The sequence below is a fragment of the Streptococcus himalayensis genome, from assembly GCF_001708305.1.
GTDB classification, from domain to species: Bacteria; Bacillota; Bacilli; order Lactobacillales; family Streptococcaceae; genus Streptococcus; species Streptococcus himalayensis.
The window spans coordinates 1,939,816-1,958,557 of record NZ_CP016953.1 but is presented as its reverse complement, the minus strand read 5'-3'; the positions used below and the strand labels follow the sequence as shown (position 1 = coordinate 1,958,557).

Sequence of the window (18,742 nt, the reverse complement as noted above, 5' to 3'; positions counted from 1 at the left end):
TATAATCTTTTATCATTTCTGTTTTCAAAAGGTGAAAAAGATATTACAGAAAAAATACTTAATGAAGAATATTCACAAAAATCAAAAGAATATGTTTTAAATGCATCCCGTAGAGTTCAAATTGGGACTGATGTCAAAATCGCAACTAAAGAAAATGCTTTAGTTGAAGTAATGAAAGAGAATAAAGATTTACAAACCCATTTATCAAAAGATGAAATGTTTTATTTATATAATGAATATGTCCAAATATATCCCAAACTTTTGATTAATAATCAAAGAAGTCTGAACAATATGGCTGATAGAAGTCCAAATATAATAAAATCTTTTTCAAAGGGATATAGGTTCTTTGAATTTGATTTGTCAGATGATATATTACAAAGTTTGAAAAATATTATAACCGAGCTACCTCCAGGGGCTTATAATATGGAATATGTTTATACAAGTAATAAGGAGTTTATGAAACGAATCAACATTTTAGATGGTTCGGAACTTCATAACCTTTATCTTAAATTTGACATTCGGGTTCCTAATATGAGTTTGGGTAGAAATCCAGAATTTATTTTTGATATTAATTCAAAAAAAGAATTTATTTTCCAAGAAATGATACCTTATCATGGAAAATCAGTTGATGAATTTGCAGACTATTTAAATAATAATTTTGGTTTACATAAACAGTCTATCAAAGCTTATTTATCAATTGAATTTATAAAATATATTAAAAATAAAACAATTTTTATTGATTCAGAGGATTATTCGAATATAAAAAACATATTGGATGGGATTTTAATTGATGAAATCTATTTACATGAAGATTTTGAAAAAATAATAAAAGAGTATACTAATCTTACTAAAATTAGCCCATTTCTTATCAATCAATTAGGATTTCGCGCCAGAGGAACTTTGGTAATCGATAAGAAATACTCTAGTGCTAAAAACGCAATGATTTCTAATATCCTATCTAGAAAGATTTTTAGTACTGAAGGTGAGAGAATATATAAGACAAATGACTTTAATACCGCCTTATATAGTTTGGAAAAGGAATTTAAAATTTTAAAAATAGGAGATGATAAGTATCTTAACACTTCTATATTAAAAAATAGAGGTTTTGATTTTGATAAATTTCACAATTTTTTTAAAAAAATTGATAGTGCCATTGAGTATAATGCATATTTTACAATAAAATCTTTATTAAATTCAGGTTTTAGTGATGATTTAATTGATGATGGTTTTGAATTAATAACATTAGATAGATTGATATTTACATCAGATATATTTAAACCCGTAACTAAAAGCTTTCCGACTTTATATCATAAGGGAGACAAAAAATTTGTAAACGATTTTCTGTTAGATTCTTTATTAGAGTATGGAAGTGTAAATATTGAAGATTTTACTGATGGTATAAATGATAAATATGGACTAAATTTTGAAGAAGAAAATATAAAGTATAGACTACTTCAAGAGGAAACCTTTTACTCAAAAGAATTAAATAAAGTTTATATTTATAAAGATGATTATTTAGACGAGGTGTATGGGAAATGAATTTAATAAAAGACTTAAATTTAACAAATGATGATGTAGTTTCAACAAAGAAGCTTTCTTTAAGAGGTGAAAAAAAAGTATTTGATGTTTATAGAATCCCATTAGATTGTTTGAAATATAATAAACAAAATGGACGAATCGCTACTTACATCTCACAATTTATAGATGAGGGACATGATTTTTCAGATGAGTCTGAAGAATTTAATAGGATTATTGAAGGCTTTATTGAAGAAAGCAACCCAGATGCTTTGAAAAAAACAAAGCTTAATATTAAAGCACTCTCACAGACAGAACCTGCAGTTGTCTTGTCTAACGGAATAATTCTAGATGGAAATCGTCGATTTACTTCTTTACGACAATTATCAAGAGAGGGAGCGGGGGCTGAGTTCAACTATTTAGAGGCTGTCATTTTAGATAGCGAGAAATATAATAACAAAGACATCAAAAGACTAGAATTAAATTTACAACATGCTATCGAGTCACGAGTTGATTATAATCCAATTGATCGCTTAGTGGATATTTATAGAGATTTAATTGAGAACGGTGGAATTTTTACTCCTGAGGAGTATAAAGGTGAAACTCAATTAACGCTTAATGAAGTTAAGAAAGAAATTGAAATTGCAAAACTGCTAGTTGAATATCTAGAATTTATTAACAAACCTAAGAAATTCTACATAGCAAGAAAGCAAAAGGTTGATGGCCCACTTCGTGAAATCTATAAAATTTTGAAAAGCAATAAGATTGACCCTGACTCTAAAGAGGATATAAAAGAGTATCTATTTACCAATATTATGGCTCTTGATGGAGATATCACTCGACGAATTCGAGATTTAAAAATTGTTTTTGAAGATAAAAATTTGTCTGCAGAACTCCTTGAAGAAGTGGATGAAAGCGAAATTCTTGATGACACAACAGACTATTTTAATGAATTTGATGAAAAAAGTGAAACAGTTGAATTAAGCGAAACGATTACCAATAAGGTTAAAAAAATTACTGAAAGCTTTGTAGAACGAAAAAAATATCAAAATGCAAGAAATCAACCTTATGATATGTTAAACAGAGCCTATACGACCTTAAAAGAAGTTGATATTGATGCACTTGGTAGATTAGACTATTCATCAAAACAAGAGTTTGGAAATCTTCTTGAGAAAGCTAGCGAATTAATAAATGAATTGAGAGATATTTAATGCTATCAGAGTTAAATTTTAAAACCTTTTATTCTACAGCAAGTGATAATATTCCAGAATCTTTTTATAATTTAGCCCTAAATGAATCAATTGCATATGACAGAGTTAGTGGTTATTTTAGTGGAACTTCACTAGCATATTATACAAAGGGAATTGCTAATCTAATTAATAATCGAGGGAAATTTAGGTTAATAATTTCACATGAGATTTCTGAAAATGATTACCAAGATATTATTGATGGCTATACAAGAAGAGAAAATCTGGTTAGAAATGTTATTGATAGAATTAATTATTCAAGCTTAGATACTGAGCAAAAAGTTAATTTATCAAACTTAGGATATCTAATCGAGATTGGATTAGTTGATATAAAAATTGGTTTTACACACTCAGGGTTATTTCATGCTAAATATGGCTTATTCCGAGATAATAGTGGCAATATTGTTTACTTTTCAGGTTCACTTAATGAAACAGAGGCAGCATTTAAAAGGAATTATGAAGAGATAACAGTATTGGAGAGTTGGAAATATGATTCAAGTGAGATAAGAGAAAAGCAGTATAATTTTGAAAAACTATGGAATAATGAAAGTAATGATGGAAGGATTTTTATAAAAGAAATTAATGAAATAGTAAAATCTGAATTGATTACTTATAGTCAAGGGAAAATAGTAATTGATAGTATTATGTTAAAAGAAAATTCAATTGTAATATATTATGATAATGGTCTAAAGCTTCAAAACAATTTAATAGACCCTGAAATAGATTGTAAACAGAGGGCAATAAAAAAACTTATAAATAAAGGTTGGTTTAAATTTGAAGTTTCAGAGTTTAAATCTCAATTAGATTATAGTCAGATTGAAGATATTATCAGCGCTTTTCAGAGATACGGTAAAAGGACAAACACTAATATATTGATTTCAGATACAGTCTACCATTTTATTGAAGAGAGTAAATTTGAGATTAATGAAATAGCTAAAAGAGGTCTTTCTATAAAAAATCAAGATACAAATTTTTTTGAAGACTTCGAAAAATTTAAAACTATTGTAAATAATGAGGTGGGTCGTTCTCTTTTTGAAATTCAAAATAGAGTTAGTTTTTATCAAACTATGATGAAGCGATCAGCCAACTTTTCTGTTCCTGGAGCAGGAAAAACAACGATGGTTTATGGGACTTTTGCTTATTTATCCAGTAAAGAGGTAGAGAAAGTTTCAAAAATTGTTATGATTGGTCCAAAAAATTCGTTTTTATCTTGGAAACAGGAGTTTCAAAATGTCTTTGGAAATAAAAGAGAATTAAAAGTCCTAGATATTCATTCAAAAACATTTTCTCCTGAAATGATATATAAGAATATTTCTCAATATAATCTATTTCTTATCAACTATGAGTCATTACCAAGTTATGAAGACGCCTTAAACCAAATAATTGATAAAGAAACTTTGTTGGTTTTTGATGAAGTTCATAAGATTAAGAGAATAGACTCGGAACGTTCAAATATTGCGATAAAGATTGCTCAATATACACCTTATAGGATTGTTTTAACAGGGACACCAATTCCTAATAGCTATCAAGATATTTGGAATTTTTTACATATTCTTTATCAATTTGAATATAGACAATACTTTGGTTTTTCATTGGCACAATTAAATAATCTCTCGGCAACAGAAGTTGAAGAAATAAATAATAAGCTTAATCCATTTTTATGGAGGGTTACAAAAAATCAATTAGATGTACCAGAAGTAAATCCAGATACAATTATTAGTTTAGTAGCAGATAATTCGGAACAAAAAGTCATAGATTTACTTTGGAAAAAATTTAGCCATAGTCCATTCAGTTTGTACATGCGGTTAATACAATTATCATCAAATCCTGATTTGCTGAAAGAAAGTATAACAAATGAATTATATGGTGATTATGAATTTGATGATTTTGATTATTTGGATGAGTTTACAGATGACAGGCCGTGTTATTCAGAAAGCGAACTTAAATTACTAGATGATTTAAAAAATAATTCAAAACTTGAGAGGTGTATTACTTTATCTAAAAGTCTCATAAAAGAAGGAAAAAAGCATGTTATTTGGTGTATTTTTGTTGATACTATAACAAAAATTAGTAGAGAGTTGACCCAGCAAGGCTATAAAGTCGCAGTTATTTACGGAGCGATACCTTCAGAAGAAAGAGAAAAAATAATACTTGATTATCAAAAGGGCAAATATGATGTTTTAGTTACAAATCCGCACACACTTGCAGAGTCAGTTTCACTTCATATGGTTGCCCATGATGCTATTTACTATGAATACTCTTTTAACCTTACTCATATGCTACAGTCTAGAGATAGAATTCATCGTCTAGGTTTGCCAGAAGGACAAGAAACAAATTATTATTATTTAATGCTTGAAGGCCAACAAGAAAAAAGAAGTACCATAGATAGAAAAATATATAATCGTCTTGAAGAAAAGAGAAATGTAATGATTGATGCTATCGAATCAGAAACTATTAATCCAGAATACTCATATGATGAGAGGCAGGAAATATTAAGAATGATGCAAGAAGAAATTGGTGCACATTTTTCTTGAAATCGATTATTTCTAGTAAAAAATACTGAGTTAAAACTCAGCATTATCCATATAATTCAGTTTTTGTAGGTTCGATTATATCAAAGTAAAAATTTTCAATTCTAGAAGAGAGATACTGTTCATAATCACCAGCCTTAGAACACAAATCAGAATAAGAATTCAAAGATTGAATGTCATTTAGTGTTACGTTCAATTCTTTGCTTTTACAAAGGTTCATTAGCTGATTTCCAAAGCTTCGAATTTCGTTCTGATGCTGGTTTTGAGATACATTTTTTTGAATTAAAATTTCAAGATTCTTTATAAAGTCATAAAGGTTTTCATATAATTCGTCCATATTTTTTCTCCTATTATTAAAATAAAATGTTGTAATATCATCTTGGAGATGATGGGCTGTAAAGCCTTTAAATTAAGCACTTTTGGGGCGTTATTCCAAAGTGCTTTTTTAGTTTTTACTACCCTTTTTGTTACCCATGGTTACTTTTTTGTATAGTAAGAGGGTAGCCCCAAAGTGGGACACCCTTACTATTTATAAATTGCTGATAGCTGTTTCAAAGATTGAGACAGCTTTTTTTGCTCCCTCTTGGGTTGCGTGAACATAAGTATTTAAAGTCATAGAGATATTAGAGTGACCTAGCCTGTATTGCAAGTCTTTGGCTTCTATGCCAGCGTAGAGCATGATAGTAGCGTGAGTATGGCGGAAGCCATGGAAACTAATATCAGGCACGCCAGCAGATTTAAAATGCTGCTGCAATCTCTTTCTTAACAAGCAAGCATGGGCATATTTATTGGTAAACACTGAAAAGACAACTGTTTCAGTCCGTCCTAATTGCCATGCGTGCAGTTGCTGGCGTTTTTTGTATTGCTTGAGTAGCGATACTGTAGCCTTATCTATTTCAACATTTCTTAGCCCTGCTTTTGATTTAGGGGTATTTGTTTCCAGATAGCGGTTGAGTGTCTTAGTTACGTTGACAGTCCCATTTTTTAGGTCAATATCAGACCATTCAAGAGCTAATGCCTCACCAATACGGCAACCAGTGGCCAGTAGAAACTTGTATAGAACAAAATCGAATAGATTTTCATAGCTTGACTGATCCAGCTTGTCCAAGTAGGTTAGAAACTGTTTCAGCTCTTGATTGCTGAAAAACTTGATTTTCTTTTCCTTGTCTTGGTTTTTACGTGGGACAATAACATCACGGGCGGGGTTATAAGGGATAAGCTGCATAGTGACAGCATACTGAAGAATACGCTTGTTGATATTGTTTAAAAAGCTGTAGTTAGCGTATGCCCCTTTCTCGCCTTTATTGGCCGCATTAGCCCACTTGTTGACCTGTTGCTGAATGACTGGCGTAGTTATCTTGGATAGCTTATAATCACCAAATACTGGCAAAATATGAAGCCTTACAATACCTTCCATAGACTGCTGGGAGTTTGGTTTGATAGTATTCTTGTAACTATCCCACCAGAGGGCTACAAGCTCCTTATACGTGGTGATTGTCGGTTTGGTTTTCGCCGTGTGACCGTTAGCCACAAAAGCATTGACTGCCTCCCTAGCTTTGACCTTAACGCCTTTTTTAGTGCTGGCCGTGACTGTTGTTCTCGCCTTTTTCCCTGTTAGTCTATCAACCCCTAAATAAACGCTTGAGCGGTACACGATAGTACCGTTTTCCTTTTTGTATTCTTTAATATTCATGATATATACCTTTCTAACATCAGTAAGCAAGTATGGGATTTAATTAGGTATTTATATCATGCTGAGCGTTACGAGAACGCCCCTATTTTCGTTTGTTTTGGGTAAGGTGGTTATTATACCAGAGAGGGAGAAAACGCCTAAAATCGGCTTTAAACGCACTTTTTAGTCAGTCAATTTCTTTATCTGTTTTTCAAAATCTGAGTTGATTTTTTGAGTTTTGTTAAATAGTTGGTATTCTGCCTTTGCTTTATCTTTGGCAACCTTAGAGCTGATTAGCCCCTGACCAGTTAAAACATCATATTCCTGAAAGGTCAAAAAGCGGTCAATACTTTCAGCCAGTTGCTGCATAGTCTGAGTTTTTTTCTGTTCGATTTGCCGTTCCAGGTAATCAAAATAGCTGGAGATACTTCTTTCCAGAGAGCGAATTTCATCAGCCGACAGGTAATTCTTAGCTATTTGCGTATCTGATTGCAAAATCCGACCGTCTGGGGAATGTTTCCAAGTGGTCAGCCCCATATTGTCCTTGGTATGGTCTGCTTGAGTGTAGATAATTTCTGCTGCTGTCTTTCCAGTAATGGCATAATGGAATTTATTTTGAACAGCAGCATAAAACTGTTTTGTCAAAGTGCTTTGCGGGTCATAATCGATAGAAATTTCTGCGAATATATCTGTAATTTGTAACCAAATGCGGCGTTCACTTGCACGAATCGACCGGACACGTTCCAAGAGTTCACGGAAGTAATCTTTTTCTAGCAGATTTTCGCCTTGCTTTAAGCGTTCATCGTCCATGGCAAAACCTTTTATCATGTATTCACGTAATACAGAGGTTGCCCATTGCCTAAAGCGTGTGGCTTTTTGGGAGTTGACACGGTAGCCTACGGAGATAATCGCATCTAGGTTGTAATAATTGATATCTTTAGTCTGGGTTTTCCCCTCCATAGCACCATGCTTAGTGGTATTTTCCATTTTGGAAACAACCACTTTTTCGTCCAGTTCCCCCTCATCAAAGATATTTTTCAAGTGTTTGCTGATTGCAGGTACTCCAACATCGAATAATCGAGCCATTTCTTTCTGACTAGCCCAAATGGTTTCACCACGGATAATCACGCTGGCAGTTTCTTGATCATTATCAGCAGAATAGATTAAAAATTGTAATTCGTTCATGAAGCCCCCCTTTCTATATGTTTTCTATCTGTACTGGTACAGATTTGGGATTTATGATATAATATAGCCATTGGGAGCAATCCCAAAATAAAAATATTAGAAGTGATATAATATTTTTGTTTATTACTCACGGAGTTAGTGAGTGCTGGTTTTTTTATTTCCGATGGTGGCGTGGCGTTTGCTACGCCTTTTTGTGTTGGGGCGGAAAAGTTTATTTCAGTTCAATTAGCTTGTTATAAATTTTGTCCGTTAGTTCTTTTTGTTGACTTGCTGTTAGGTGCCTTGACGTACGAATTATAATAGATCCGTAAACATAATGCGAACCTGGATCTAAAAATCCTTGACCGTCAAAAGCACTGAGATATGTGTTACGTTTTTCGGCGTCTTCGGTTGTGTTGTAAACTTCAATATTCCCTCCAACGTCATTTCCTTTGGCTACAATATCAGCGCCTTCAACAGGTATAGTAACTTGGTTATCTGCAAAATAAACGGAAGCTGTATATCCCCCTTGTTTATTTAATTTACCGTTTGGATCATTGGCTTCTGTAACAGATTGAACTTCTGTAACGGTATCAACTTCTTTTAAGCGCTCTTCGATGAACGCTTGGGAAGGATTTGTAATTTGTTTTAGTTGGGTAATGCTGTTCTGGTATTCTTTTATAGCGTCAGTGATTTTGGTTTCGGTTTCCGTATAGTCTAACGGCTGTTCTAGTTCCTTTGCTTGCTCTAAAATATCTTCTGTTTTCTTTGCTATTTCAGGGATTTTTCTTTTTTCTTTGTTTGCTGCTTCCAAGGTTGCTTTTAAATTGTCTAGGGTCTTATCCTCTAACGGCTTTTCGTCAGCTTTTACGAGTTCTTGAGCTTCGGCAATTGAGCTTTCTAGTTTTTTGTTTTTATTGCTAACCATTTCTTTAGCTACTTCAAAAGTGTTTACCGCATTCTGGTGAGGGGTAAAGATATATAAATAATAAGCAACTGCAGCTAAGACTATAATCACTGATGTGGCAACAAGCCAGATTTTTTTATTTTTCATTGTTTTTTCTCCTTTTTTGTATATTTAAATGGTTGCGCGTGGTCAGTCTACCACCTTACCAGAACCAACGACAGCATATATTTTAATATGGGTATCTGCTGAGGGTGGAAAATCGATAATAATATCATCATATTTTGGATTGATGGAAACCAAGCGTAAGCAATTGTCTTCGGTATAGACTTTTTTCAGATAGTAATGCATAGTTAATTCTTATTATTGCCTGATAATTCCTTTTTACGACGTTCGGAGGTCTCATAAAAATCTAAAAGGAAATTTATTATTTCCTCAAATCTATAAGTGTGACCTTTACTGATAGAACCATAAAGCAAGAGCTTTGTTTGAATGCTTTCTAAAAATTTTATTGCAACCGTGGTATCTCTTTGAAGTTCATCAAGAATTTTTTCGTCTTTAATAAATCTCAAATCATAGACTTCGATAAGTTCAGCTAACTCTATAATCCCCATACTTCCTTTTTCTGGATGTACCCCAAACATCTCATACATTCTTTGGTGCCCTTCGTTATAACCAAGAAGATAACCAACATCGACATTAAAATAATCCGCCAGCGTTTGTGCTTTGTCTGGCTTTATTTGGCTTTCTCCATTTTCCCAACGAGAAATAGTTTTTTCGGTTACTGATAATTTTTCAGATAATTTTTTTTGGGAAATATTATCTCGTTCCCTTAACTCTTTTAGTTTATTTTTATTATAGTTCATTGTCAACACTACCTTTCAAGACAATTATATCACAATACGGACAAAAAATGTACAGGAGAATTAAAAAAATTGTTGACAAGTACAAAAAATGTCTGTATAATACAATTAACAAAGACAAAAAATGTCTTATAGAAAGGAGTACAGCTATGAAAAATAATTTTCGGGTTATTCTAGCCAAGCAACGAAAAAAAGTTGCCGATGTTCATAACGGCACAGGTATTTCTAAAAGTACCTTGACGGCTATCTATTATGAGCGTTCAAAAAATCCTAGTATGGAAACCATGACTAAGATTGCTGATTATTTGAATGTAACACTAGATGAACTTATCACAGCCCAGCACTAAGATTTTTCACTACCTTTCACTCTTGAAAAATCTGAAAATAAATAGAAACGAGGTACAAAATGACGAAAAAACACAGGGAAAGAATTTTTACGATTGACCGTCTTTACGAGATCCAAGATATTCATGGCGAGCTGACACTTTCGGCCATTATGGAGGAGTTTGATTTTTTATCCAGACGAGACATCACGCAAAAGCTAAACCAAAAACGGCGAGCCGGTCAAATCTACTATGGAAAAAATTATACAAATATCAAAATCTTAGCCCCTAGGACGATAAAAAACGATGTTGTCATTAAAGATAACGAGCTAGGGCGCTTACAGTCATGGTTTTTGGTACGTGACCTGTACGGTTTAGAAGATGATCTACAGTCTGGACAACTCAAGGCAAGCGACAAAGTAAAGGCTAGGCAATTGCGCTATAAGATTTTGAACAGTTTACAGAAGTCCGCTATTGATTTTGCCAAACTTTACGAGGAACAAATAGGCTTTACGCTACCATGGCAGGAGGTAAGTAGCAATGGTTGAACATCTACCAAGACTATATCAACGGTCAGTGATGCTTATTAGTCAATATTGGCACGGAGAGCTAGACAAAGAAACGTTTATCAAGGATTTTCACCGTTTAGAAAACAGAATACATCACGAAGTATCCGTAAAAAATTGGCAACAAAAAAAAAGGCTTAGCAATCGCCAAACCGCAGAAGCCTTTTCACAAAACAACTAAACCATAAATAGCAAGTATGGGATTTAGTTAGGTATTTATTTGATTATATCACAAATTAAGTGAATATGCTACCACAGAAAAAAGATTGGATAGTAAGAACCGCAAATAAAGGAACGGAGAACAAGAATGACAACATTTAACAGCATACAACAGGAAATTAAACAAATCAGAAGTGCACTACAAAAGGCACAAGAAGCAACAGGAATGAGCGAATTATCTTTACTTTCTGCACGATTAAAGGGAATCGAATTTGATTTAAAGCAACTGCTTTACATTGAAGTCCCTGAACTGAACGACAGCAAAAAATATGATGCGCTTTTTCAAGGGAACGATATTATATTCGGAGAAAGTTTTTTAGAAAGAAAAGCCGTTAGACAGAGTTTTTGGAAACAATTGGCAAAGTTATTCATCAGCAGTAAAGATGAGCAATCCGCTTTCGTAAAACAGGCAGAGGCGGAATATATGCACATAGTATCATCACATAAAGAATTACATTCGAAAGCGAGGGTTAGCGCATGATAGATGAATTTAACATGCCACCAGAACAGCTACTGCTTTTCATTGTTGCCTTATCAATCGTGAACATCTTTCTATGGCTCCATCTAGGCTATTTTCAGCTTGATACAGAGCTGAAAGACAAGCCCGAGGGTAAATATACCAAGAAACTACAAAACGCTAACTACGGGGCTTATATTCAAGCTCAAGGGCGATATTATAATTAGGAGGTAGCATTATGCATATTCTATCAAGAGAAACAGAACTTGAGCTTTTAAAGTTGGTTGATCATCACTTAGAAAAGCGCTACGAGCTAGAACGCCAGATGATGGATAGTTTTGATTTGAAACCAGTGGAAGAAGTAACTGAAAAGCTGAAAGTAACATCAACGACCCTTAGAAACTGGGAAGAAGCAGGGCTACAACGCTACCAGTCGCCATTTGAGAACAGCAAGAAAGTCTATTACAGGGCTTCTGATTTATACAACTTTTTGGCAGTGGATTAGGAGGAGATAGTGGCAAGATATAACATACACCCTACGCAAGGCGGAAGAAAATATCATGATGAAAAAAATATAAAGACCGCAGGCCAACCATTGAGCAAAACAAGGAACAGCAACGACTAAAAAAGTTGAAGAAGAAACGTAGAAAGGGCTAAACATGTATGATTTACTAGAATTAACCTTACATCGTGACAAGTTATCATTTTTTGGTTTTTTGAAGAAGAATCCGACCAGAGCATTAAAAAACGGAGACTATTACAAGTTTGTCTACTTGCTACCGTCAAATGTTGGGCTGACTGATTTTAGTTATAAAGGCATTATTATTCACATAGCGGACACGGTTACGGAAGGCCATTGGCAATTAGTCAGAGATCTACCGCTAGCCATGGCAGGCGCTGACCTTGTAGAGGTGTTGGAGGATTTGGAACGCCATAGACTGGAACAGGCACGGCAGGACGTTGGGCTGGAGCTTGGCGGGTGGATATTTGACACTATCGCAAACGGCTTATATACAGAGCAAGAAACAGCCTATTTTATCCGCCTAATGTTTCTACATGGGTATGATTTTGAACAGTTGACCAGCTTATTTAGCGCTATCGTGAAGCGGATAGAGTTGGCGAGCTATTTTCTAACAACCGCTAAAAAAATCTATAGGGGGGTAGAGTTTGGATAAAAAAGAAATCGTAGACAGTATTATCCAGCAAGACAAAAAGGAGGCGACACAAGGCGAAACAGAAACAGCCTATCAAGAAGTGATACCCGCCTTTCGGACGTATGGAAAATCAAAGATACCAGCCAGAAGCCCTTATAATGTTATTTTAGTTTTTGAACAGCACAAAAGCATTTTTAAGGGGGTTAGATACAACGATTTTTCGAAGGCGATTGAAAAGACTGAGCTGACTCCGTGGGGGACTAATAAGGGCTTATGGAGTGACGAGGATACAAAATTAGCCATTGCTTTCATCGATGAAAAATACGGCTTTGCGCCAACGAGGGAGAATGTAGAAATAGCGATTTTAAAAGTCGCAAAAGAAAACGCCTATCACCCCGTAAAAGACCGCATAGAGTCGCAACGATGGGACGGAGTGGAGCGGGCGGAACGGTATTTTATAGACTTGCTAGGTTGCCCCGATACAAGCTACGCCCGTGAAGTTACAAGATTATGGTTGACGGGTTTGGTTGCCCGCATTTATCAGCCCGGAATTAAGTTTGAAATTGTGCCGATTTTGACCGGTGGGCAAGGTTTGGGGAAAAGTACAGCTACCAAACGCTTGTTACCTGACTTTCATTCGGATAGCGTCCGAAAATTCGGCGACCATACCGAAGACTATCGTATTTTACAGACAAATGCGGTGATTGAATTTGGGGAGCTGAAGGGCTTTAAAAAGACGGCTATTGAAGCGGTTAAGAACTTCATCAGCGCTTCTAGTGATGATATTCGGGCGCTATATGGCAGAAAGCCTGAAAAGGTGGAGCGCCATTGTGTTTTCATTGGGACATCAAACGCCAAAGGCTTTCTAAAGGACGAGGGCAAAGAGCGGCGTTTCTATCCTCTCCAATGCGGGGTTAATGATGTCGCTTGTCACCCGATGGAGAAGGAAGAAGGCTACTTCTTGCAAGTGTTAGCAGAGGCCAAAGCGTGGTACGATAAGGGGCAACCCTTGACCGTCTCAACGGAACTGGATAAGGAGCTGGAACAAATCCAAGAAGCTTACAAGGTGGAAGATCCAGAAAAAGAAGCGATTTTAGAGTATTTGGGCTATTTTTATCCGCCGATAGACTGGTACGAGCTATCACCACATGAACGCCGTCAGTATTTTCTAAAACATCTGCAAGAGCCTTTAGACGATAACCAGCAATATAAGGAGTATCCACTCGCATTTGGGTCTGCCCAACTTGAGCTGACAACGCCCAACGAAGTTGCCTATGTTGTTTTTAATGAAAATCCAACCAAGGGACGAGGGGGACGCTATAGTCAAAAAGCGAGGGATGTACTAGATAATCATAAGGACTGGGAGCGGTCAGAAGCTAAAAAAAGACTATGGAAAAATGGAAAACCAACTCACTACTATTTTAAAATAAGGCGTTAATGCTACTAATTGCTACAGATATGCTACAGATATGCTACAGCGAAAAAGTCAGGTATATCAAGGGTTTAACCCTATTGTAGCTATTTGTAGCTATATAATAAATAAAATAATATATAAGAGAGGGGCTAGAAGATGGGGGATATATCTATAAAAAGTTTTTTATTGAGTTTCTTGCTACAATAGCTACAAAAATGCCCTAAACCCTTGGGAGAGTAAGGCGGAGGCGCTGTAGCAATTCCCCGCTTCTAATGCACGCTTATTGCTCCAAAGCTACAAAAAGGAGAAAAACACCCTAGGAGGAGAGAAATGAAACAATTTAACCATGTTTTGATGAACCGATACCACTATCAAACAGAGGCGACACGCTTTGACACGATTGATAGAATCAAGTTAGGGATACAGGGCTATATCATTGGCTTGTATGCCCAACCAGACATCGAAACCGCCTTGACCAAATTAGATACAGGTTGGCAACTTTTGGCGGAATATGAAGCGGATAGGGATTTGACTGAGAGCCTAGAGAGAATCGCAAATACATATAAAGGGGGATAATATGACCGTACGGCACTATTATAGATATTTTCAATTCGTGGCGGATATGCTAGCGTGTAAGCACGCCATTATTGGCTACATGGTTGGCACGTATAAAGAACCGCATTATCGGATTGACTATCGCAAGGGGGAGCTTTGTGTAACCTATCAGCACAGCCGAAGCTTGAACAGCGTTTTTGAGCGGATAGCCGAAGCATGCGACACAGCGAAAGCGAACAAAATCAAACAAAATGGAACAGATGGGAGGGGGTGAAGATACAAATGAGCACTATTGATGATTTAAGGAAATTACTGAATAATGGTTGCATATTATACCAAAAAGATGGTACAATAAAATCAGCAAGGTTGCCAGCATATGGGAGTTTAATTATTACAATGCAGGATAGCCAACCCGTACAGCTGGAAACAAGGCGAAAAGAAAAAATTTAATTGCTGACTGGAAAACCAGAGGCATGATATTAGAGTTTAGCGCTCTTTGTCATGCCTCTTTATTTTTTTTATTCAAGGGAGGAAGACAATGTCAATACGTATTAAGGTTGATTTAGATGGTGTTACAGCCAAATTAAGTGAAAAAAACTTTGTGAAGGCTCGGACGGAAATGGCAGAACAAATGCTAACGGATATGAATTACCTTGTGCCGTTATCTGATCCGTATTCTGATGGGCATTTGCGTGCTTCTGGGCATGTTGTTGAAGGAGGTCATGCCATTGAATGGACTCCACCGTATGCTAGAGCGCAATTTTATGGCACGAACGGGATTGTGACTTTTCAGCATTACTCAACGCCTGGAACTGGTAAACGTTGGGACGAGAAAGCAAAAGCTATCCACATGAATCATTGGAAAGATATATTTATCAAAGAAGCAGGGCTTTAATTTATTCTTGCTTAAAATTGTAAAATGGAGGTACAAGACAATGACACTACAACAAATCCAAGCGCAGATTGCAAAATTAGGCGTTTATAAACAGCAACAAATCGAAGCGTATCAGAGTTTAAAAACTGATTTATATAAAAAAGTTCGAGAACAGACGATGTATCAATCAGAAGCAGATTTACGTTTATCAAATTTTAGAAAAGAAGCTGAAGCATATAGCACGACGGAGTATAATTCAATCAAAAATAAGTTATCAGCTTTTGAGCAATCCGAAAAAGAGAAAATCAAAGCGGAATATGAAACAGTTACAGCCGATGATGTAGCTGAGTTAACTTTATTAGGCACAATGGCGGTTAACGAGGGAGAAATTAAAGGTTATTTAGAGCGCTATAAAAAGAATCCATTAGCGGTTAAAAAAATTCATGAAATAGCAACTGAAAACAAAATTGAACTCCCCCAATATATCTTGAAAGAAGACAGGTTATCTAATACGATAGAAACGCTTAAGCAATATGCAGGTTATTATCAAGCGGCTGAAATTGCCGATAATTTAGGCAGTGCAAGTGATTTAGCCTTTACTTTGGTAGTTGCTGATGAAGGTATGAATCAGGCGGTAGATAGCTATGTGGTAACCGCCCCATAACGAGGTATATTGAAAAAGTTCCAAAGTCTTGCTTGACTCTGGAACTTTTTCTATTTGCAGTTATTCTGAATTTTTTCAGCCCACGGTAAATAAGCCTCTAGAACTTCCTTTTTGGCGAGTGACTCCTCGTTTGGAAGATGTTCTAGAAGATAAGTGATGTATTTCTCTGAATCAAGACCATGCCTCTTAGCTGTTTCCAATAAACTCAGAATGATAGCTGTTGACTTGGCTCCCTCAAAACTTTGAGAAAACAGCCAATTTTTCCGTCCAATGACCAAGGACTTAATGGCCCGTTCTGCTACATTATTGGATAGAACCAAGCGACCATCTTGAAGAACTGCCTTGAATAGTTCCTCATACTTAAGGCTATACTCTATCGCACGACCAAGTTTTGATCCAGGTAAAATAGATTGATTGCGGCACCAGTTGAAGAACTCGTCCATCAAAGGGGCTAACTCTGCCTGGCGTTTATGTAGTCGCTCTTCAGTAGAGAGGTCAACCCAGTCATTCTCCAAGGCAAATAAGCGGTCGCAATAGGCTAATCCCTTGGCACCCAAGGAAGTCTTGTCTGCCTTTTTAGGAGTGGCCTCGAAGAAGATCTTCTGACATGAGCCCAACAACCAACTAGCTGAGCTCGTTCTAACTGCCTATAGGCACTCAGCGGTTCGCAGTTAACCAAGCTTATCCTCACTTCGTTCCTCAAGCTTGGACTGCTATCGCATAGGCAGAACTAAGGAACTGAAGTTCCAAGTTACTGCCGTAACATGTCACAATGTACATAGCCTGTGTAATCTCCAAGAAACTCCTTCACAACCAAGCCACTCCGCCCTTTATCGTGATGATAAAGAGTGATTCCCTGTTCTTCATGCTTCCCAGACAAGAAGGTCCAGTAGAAGGTCAACTGACTATCATTTTCCAAGACCTTATAAGAAGTCTCATCCGCATGGAGAACAGGCTGTTCTAGTAATTTCTCGTGCAGAAGGTCATAAATCGGCTCGAAATAATACTGACTAGACTTGATGTGCCAGTTGGCGATTTCCTTCCGTGTGATTGGCAAGCTAAGCTTGTTCCAATCCTCTTCCTGGCGGTAGTTGGGGACTTTCAGATTGAACTTCTGATGAATGGTGTGGGCAATAATGGAGGCTGACCCCAAGCTATGGGCCAGAGGTGCCTTCGGAACAGGAGCCTTGATAATCTTATCGTTAAAATTCTTCTCGCTACAGTTCTGGCACTTGTAAGCGTGTTGGACATGGTCAAGGCGTTTCAATTGGGCAGGGATATAAACCAATTCCTGCCTCTGAATACAAGAACCAATCTCTTTCAACTGACCGTGACAGTCTGGACAAGTGCAGTCTTCGCCTTTTAGTTCATGATGAACCATCTCCGGAGTAAACTGACTGAAAACAGCCTGACGAACTCCCTTGGTTTTCTTACGTTTATAGGTAATCGTTTCTGTGTCACCTGGGTAAGTCAGCGTCTTCTTCAGGAAGTGATTCTTCTTCGAAGAGACTTAGCTGACCAGGTTGATACGCAACCTTTTCTGATGACTTGCCATAGAGCTTTTGTGTCAGATAAGCCACCTGTTCACGAAGGAGGGTCAACTCATTGGTCATGATTTCAATAGTTTTTGTTAGACTTTCAATCACTTTATCTTGTGACTCCATGGACTTACCCCCTTCTTTTTATCTCATTATACCTAAAAGAAAGCCATGATTTCAATAGAAATCACGACTTTTTGTAGATTTTATTTTAGGGCTTATCGAAAATCCCTTCATCAACCAGTCAACTTGCTCGGAAGTTAAGGCTTTGACCTCATGTTCATCATTAGGCCAAGTGAGTTTGCCGTTTTCAAATCGTTTGTAGAGTAGCCAAAATCCTTGTCCGTCCCAGTAAAGGGCTTTGAACCGGTCTTTGCGGCCACCACAGAAGAGAAAAACTTGACCAGAAAAGGGATCTAATTCAAATTGACGTTTAACGAGATAAGCCAATGAATCAACCCCTTGTCTCATATCGGTTTTGCCACAAACCAGATAGACCTGCCCTAAATCACTGAGTCGGATGCTCATAAGCAAGTACCTTTTCTAAAATAGTTTCCAGTGTTTCTTGATGAAGAGATTGGAACAAGCTTAGTTCAACTTTTCCAATACGCATTTTCAGTACCAGATCATTTCTGGATTTATGAGGAAATCGACGAGATTGTGGTGTTTTCAAGGGAATAATAGGTTGTGACATCAAAATAGCCTCCAGTTCTGTTTTCTGATAACAGTATACTAGAGGCGTGGAAAATATCATAGACACCTGGTTATGGGGCGGTTACGCTATGTGAATCATTTTGATACCGCTTTGGGGTTAGAAAACGAATAAAAATTGTGTTTTATCCTGCTTTTTCTGAGGCTCTAAAAAAAGACAGTTGTACGCATTCGTAAAACTGTCTTTTTGATAACTATAAGCAGATAGAACTGAATGAAAAAGAAAAACCTTATTTTTCTTACCCTCTAAAAAAGAATAAGTTATAAAGCCAATGAGATTTGGGTAGGTAGATAACAAAAAGCCAACGCTTATGCGCTGACCTTTTGTGAATAATAACTCGTAATTTTATTATATCACAAAGGAGGGAAAA

Annotated in this window: 24 protein-coding genes and 3 pseudogenes; 16 read left to right on the top strand and 11 right to left on the bottom strand. The window is 36.2% G+C overall.

Features of this window, described 5'->3' with window-relative positions; translation table 11 throughout:
• The first annotated feature begins 171 nt into the window (after positions 1–171).
• From BFM96_RS09215 to BFM96_RS09205, 3 genes are read left to right on the top strand one after another with little or no spacing between them, the layout of a single operon-like run.
• Entirely contained in the window at positions 172–1,539 is a 1,368-nt protein-coding gene (locus BFM96_RS09215) for a hypothetical protein (RefSeq protein ID WP_068993309.1), read from the top strand.
• Positions 1,536–2,726 (top strand): ParB/RepB/Spo0J family partition protein, encoded by a 1,191-nt coding sequence (locus tag BFM96_RS09210; protein ID WP_068993307.1) that lies wholly within the window; start codon positions 1,536–1,538, stop codon positions 2,724–2,726. The genes BFM96_RS09215 and BFM96_RS09210 overlap by 4 nt, the downstream gene beginning before the upstream one ends.
• Positions 2,726–5,296: an SNF2-related protein gene (locus BFM96_RS09205; RefSeq protein WP_068993305.1), complete on the top strand. Its 2,571-nt coding sequence runs from the start codon at positions 2,726–2,728 to the stop codon at positions 5,294–5,296. The genes BFM96_RS09210 and BFM96_RS09205 overlap by 1 nt, the downstream gene beginning before the upstream one ends.
• A 43-nt stretch (positions 5,297–5,339) precedes the next feature.
• Here the strand turns inward: BFM96_RS09205 and BFM96_RS09200 are convergent, their stop codons facing one another.
• The 6 genes and pseudogenes from BFM96_RS09200 to BFM96_RS09180 all read right to left on the bottom strand — a co-directional run bounded on the left by BFM96_RS09200 (position 5,340) and on the right by BFM96_RS09180 (position 9,899).
• The gene (locus BFM96_RS09200) at positions 5,340–5,630 is read right to left on the bottom strand and encodes a hypothetical protein (protein WP_068993303.1); all 291 of its coding nucleotides are present in this window, start codon (positions 5,628–5,630) and stop codon (positions 5,340–5,342) included.
• 192 nt (positions 5,631–5,822) lie between these two features.
• Positions 5,823–6,986 carry a tyrosine-type recombinase/integrase gene (locus BFM96_RS09195; protein ID WP_068993301.1) on the bottom strand — a complete coding sequence of 388 codons (1,164 nt, stop codon included), beginning with the start codon at positions 6,984–6,986 and terminating at the stop codon, positions 5,823–5,825.
• A 162-nt stretch (positions 6,987–7,148) separates the two neighbouring features.
• Positions 7,149–8,150, bottom strand: coding sequence for a virulence RhuM family protein (locus BFM96_RS09190; RefSeq protein ID WP_068993299.1), 1,002 nt, complete (start codon positions 8,148–8,150; stop codon positions 7,149–7,151).
• A 211-nt stretch (positions 8,151–8,361) separates the two neighbouring features.
• On the bottom strand, positions 8,362–9,183 hold the full coding sequence (locus BFM96_RS09185) for an EbhA (protein WP_068993297.1): 822 nt from the start codon (positions 9,181–9,183) through the stop codon (positions 8,362–8,364).
• Positions 9,184–9,225: 42 nt separating this feature from the next.
• Positions 9,226–9,375, bottom strand: a pseudogene (locus BFM96_RS11260) (hypothetical protein); the annotation flags it as partial.
• Between the two features lie 11 nt (positions 9,376–9,386).
• Positions 9,387–9,899 (bottom strand): helix-turn-helix transcriptional regulator, encoded by a 513-nt coding sequence (locus BFM96_RS09180; protein ID WP_068993295.1) that lies wholly within the window; start codon positions 9,897–9,899, stop codon positions 9,387–9,389.
• Between the two features lie 146 nt (positions 9,900–10,045).
• Between BFM96_RS09180 and BFM96_RS09175 the strand changes: the two genes are divergently transcribed.
• From BFM96_RS09175 to BFM96_RS09120, 13 genes are all read left to right on the top strand, one after another.
• Complete coding sequence (locus tag BFM96_RS09175; protein WP_068993292.1) at positions 10,046–10,243, top strand: helix-turn-helix domain-containing protein; 198 nt, start codon at positions 10,046–10,048, stop codon at positions 10,241–10,243.
• Between the two features lie 59 nt (positions 10,244–10,302).
• Entirely contained in the window at positions 10,303–10,767 is a 465-nt protein-coding gene (locus BFM96_RS09170; protein WP_068993288.1) for a hypothetical protein, read from the top strand.
• Positions 10,760–10,966 (top strand): hypothetical protein, encoded by a 207-nt coding sequence (locus BFM96_RS09165; RefSeq protein ID WP_068993284.1) that lies wholly within the window; start codon positions 10,760–10,762, stop codon positions 10,964–10,966. Before BFM96_RS09170 ends, BFM96_RS09165 begins: the two co-directional genes overlap by 8 nt.
• A gap of 126 nt (positions 10,967–11,092) precedes the next feature.
• Complete coding sequence (locus BFM96_RS09160) at positions 11,093–11,485, top strand: hypothetical protein (RefSeq protein WP_068993281.1); 393 nt, start codon at positions 11,093–11,095, stop codon at positions 11,483–11,485.
• Positions 11,482–11,688: a hypothetical protein gene (locus tag BFM96_RS09155; protein WP_068993279.1), complete on the top strand. Its 207-nt coding sequence runs from the start codon at positions 11,482–11,484 to the stop codon at positions 11,686–11,688. The genes BFM96_RS09160 and BFM96_RS09155 overlap by 4 nt, the downstream gene beginning before the upstream one ends.
• An 11-nt stretch (positions 11,689–11,699) precedes the next feature.
• A complete protein-coding gene (locus BFM96_RS09150) occupies positions 11,700–11,966 on the top strand; it encodes a hypothetical protein (protein ID WP_068993276.1) in 267 nt (88 codons plus the stop codon).
• Positions 11,967–12,120: 154 nt separating this feature from the next.
• A complete protein-coding gene (locus BFM96_RS09145; RefSeq protein ID WP_068993273.1) occupies positions 12,121–12,636 on the top strand; it encodes a hypothetical protein in 516 nt (171 codons plus the stop codon).
• Complete coding sequence (locus BFM96_RS09140) at positions 12,629–14,053, top strand: virulence-associated E family protein (RefSeq protein WP_223245857.1); 1,425 nt, start codon at positions 12,629–12,631, stop codon at positions 14,051–14,053. Before BFM96_RS09145 ends, BFM96_RS09140 begins: the two co-directional genes overlap by 8 nt.
• A gap of 306 nt (positions 14,054–14,359) precedes the next feature.
• Complete coding sequence (locus tag BFM96_RS09135) at positions 14,360–14,605, top strand: hypothetical protein (RefSeq protein ID WP_068993270.1); 246 nt, start codon at positions 14,360–14,362, stop codon at positions 14,603–14,605.
• A 1-nt stretch (position 14,606) separates the two neighbouring features.
• Complete coding sequence (locus BFM96_RS09130) at positions 14,607–14,858, top strand: hypothetical protein (RefSeq protein ID WP_068993267.1); 252 nt, start codon at positions 14,607–14,609, stop codon at positions 14,856–14,858.
• Between the two features lie 8 nt (positions 14,859–14,866).
• Entirely contained in the window at positions 14,867–15,034 is a 168-nt protein-coding gene (locus BFM96_RS11130; RefSeq protein ID WP_145939727.1) for a DUF2292 domain-containing protein, read from the top strand.
• An 88-nt stretch (positions 15,035–15,122) separates the two neighbouring features.
• Positions 15,123–15,479 carry a minor capsid protein gene (locus BFM96_RS09125; protein ID WP_068993265.1) on the top strand — a complete coding sequence of 119 codons (357 nt, stop codon included), beginning with the start codon at positions 15,123–15,125 and terminating at the stop codon, positions 15,477–15,479.
• A 40-nt stretch (positions 15,480–15,519) separates the two neighbouring features.
• Positions 15,520–16,122 carry a hypothetical protein gene (locus BFM96_RS09120; RefSeq protein ID WP_068993262.1) on the top strand — a complete coding sequence of 201 codons (603 nt, stop codon included), beginning with the start codon at positions 15,520–15,522 and terminating at the stop codon, positions 16,120–16,122.
• 50 nt (positions 16,123–16,172) lie between these two features.
• Here BFM96_RS09120 and BFM96_RS09115 read toward each other — a convergent pair.
• The 5 genes and pseudogenes from BFM96_RS09115 to BFM96_RS09095 form a co-directional block, all read right to left on the bottom strand.
• Positions 16,173–16,783 (bottom strand): annotated as a pseudogene (locus tag BFM96_RS09115) (IS66 family transposase); the annotation flags it as partial.
• A gap of 102 nt (positions 16,784–16,885) precedes the next feature.
• A pseudogene (locus BFM96_RS09110) lies at positions 16,886–17,608 on the bottom strand (IS66 family transposase); the annotation flags it as partial.
• Complete coding sequence (locus BFM96_RS09105; protein ID WP_068993256.1) at positions 17,580–17,786, bottom strand: IS66 family transposase; 207 nt, start codon at positions 17,784–17,786, stop codon at positions 17,580–17,582. The gene BFM96_RS09105 and the pseudogene BFM96_RS09110, both read right to left, overlap by 29 nt.
• Positions 17,787–17,837: 51 nt before the next feature.
• Entirely contained in the window at positions 17,838–18,188 is a 351-nt protein-coding gene (tnpB, locus tag BFM96_RS09100) for an IS66 family insertion sequence element accessory protein TnpB (RefSeq protein ID WP_068993254.1), read from the bottom strand.
• Positions 18,169–18,354 (bottom strand): hypothetical protein, encoded by a 186-nt coding sequence (locus BFM96_RS09095; protein ID WP_068993251.1) that lies wholly within the window; start codon positions 18,352–18,354, stop codon positions 18,169–18,171. The genes tnpB and BFM96_RS09095 overlap by 20 nt, the downstream gene beginning before the upstream one ends.
• Positions 18,355–18,742: the final 388 nt, after the last annotated feature.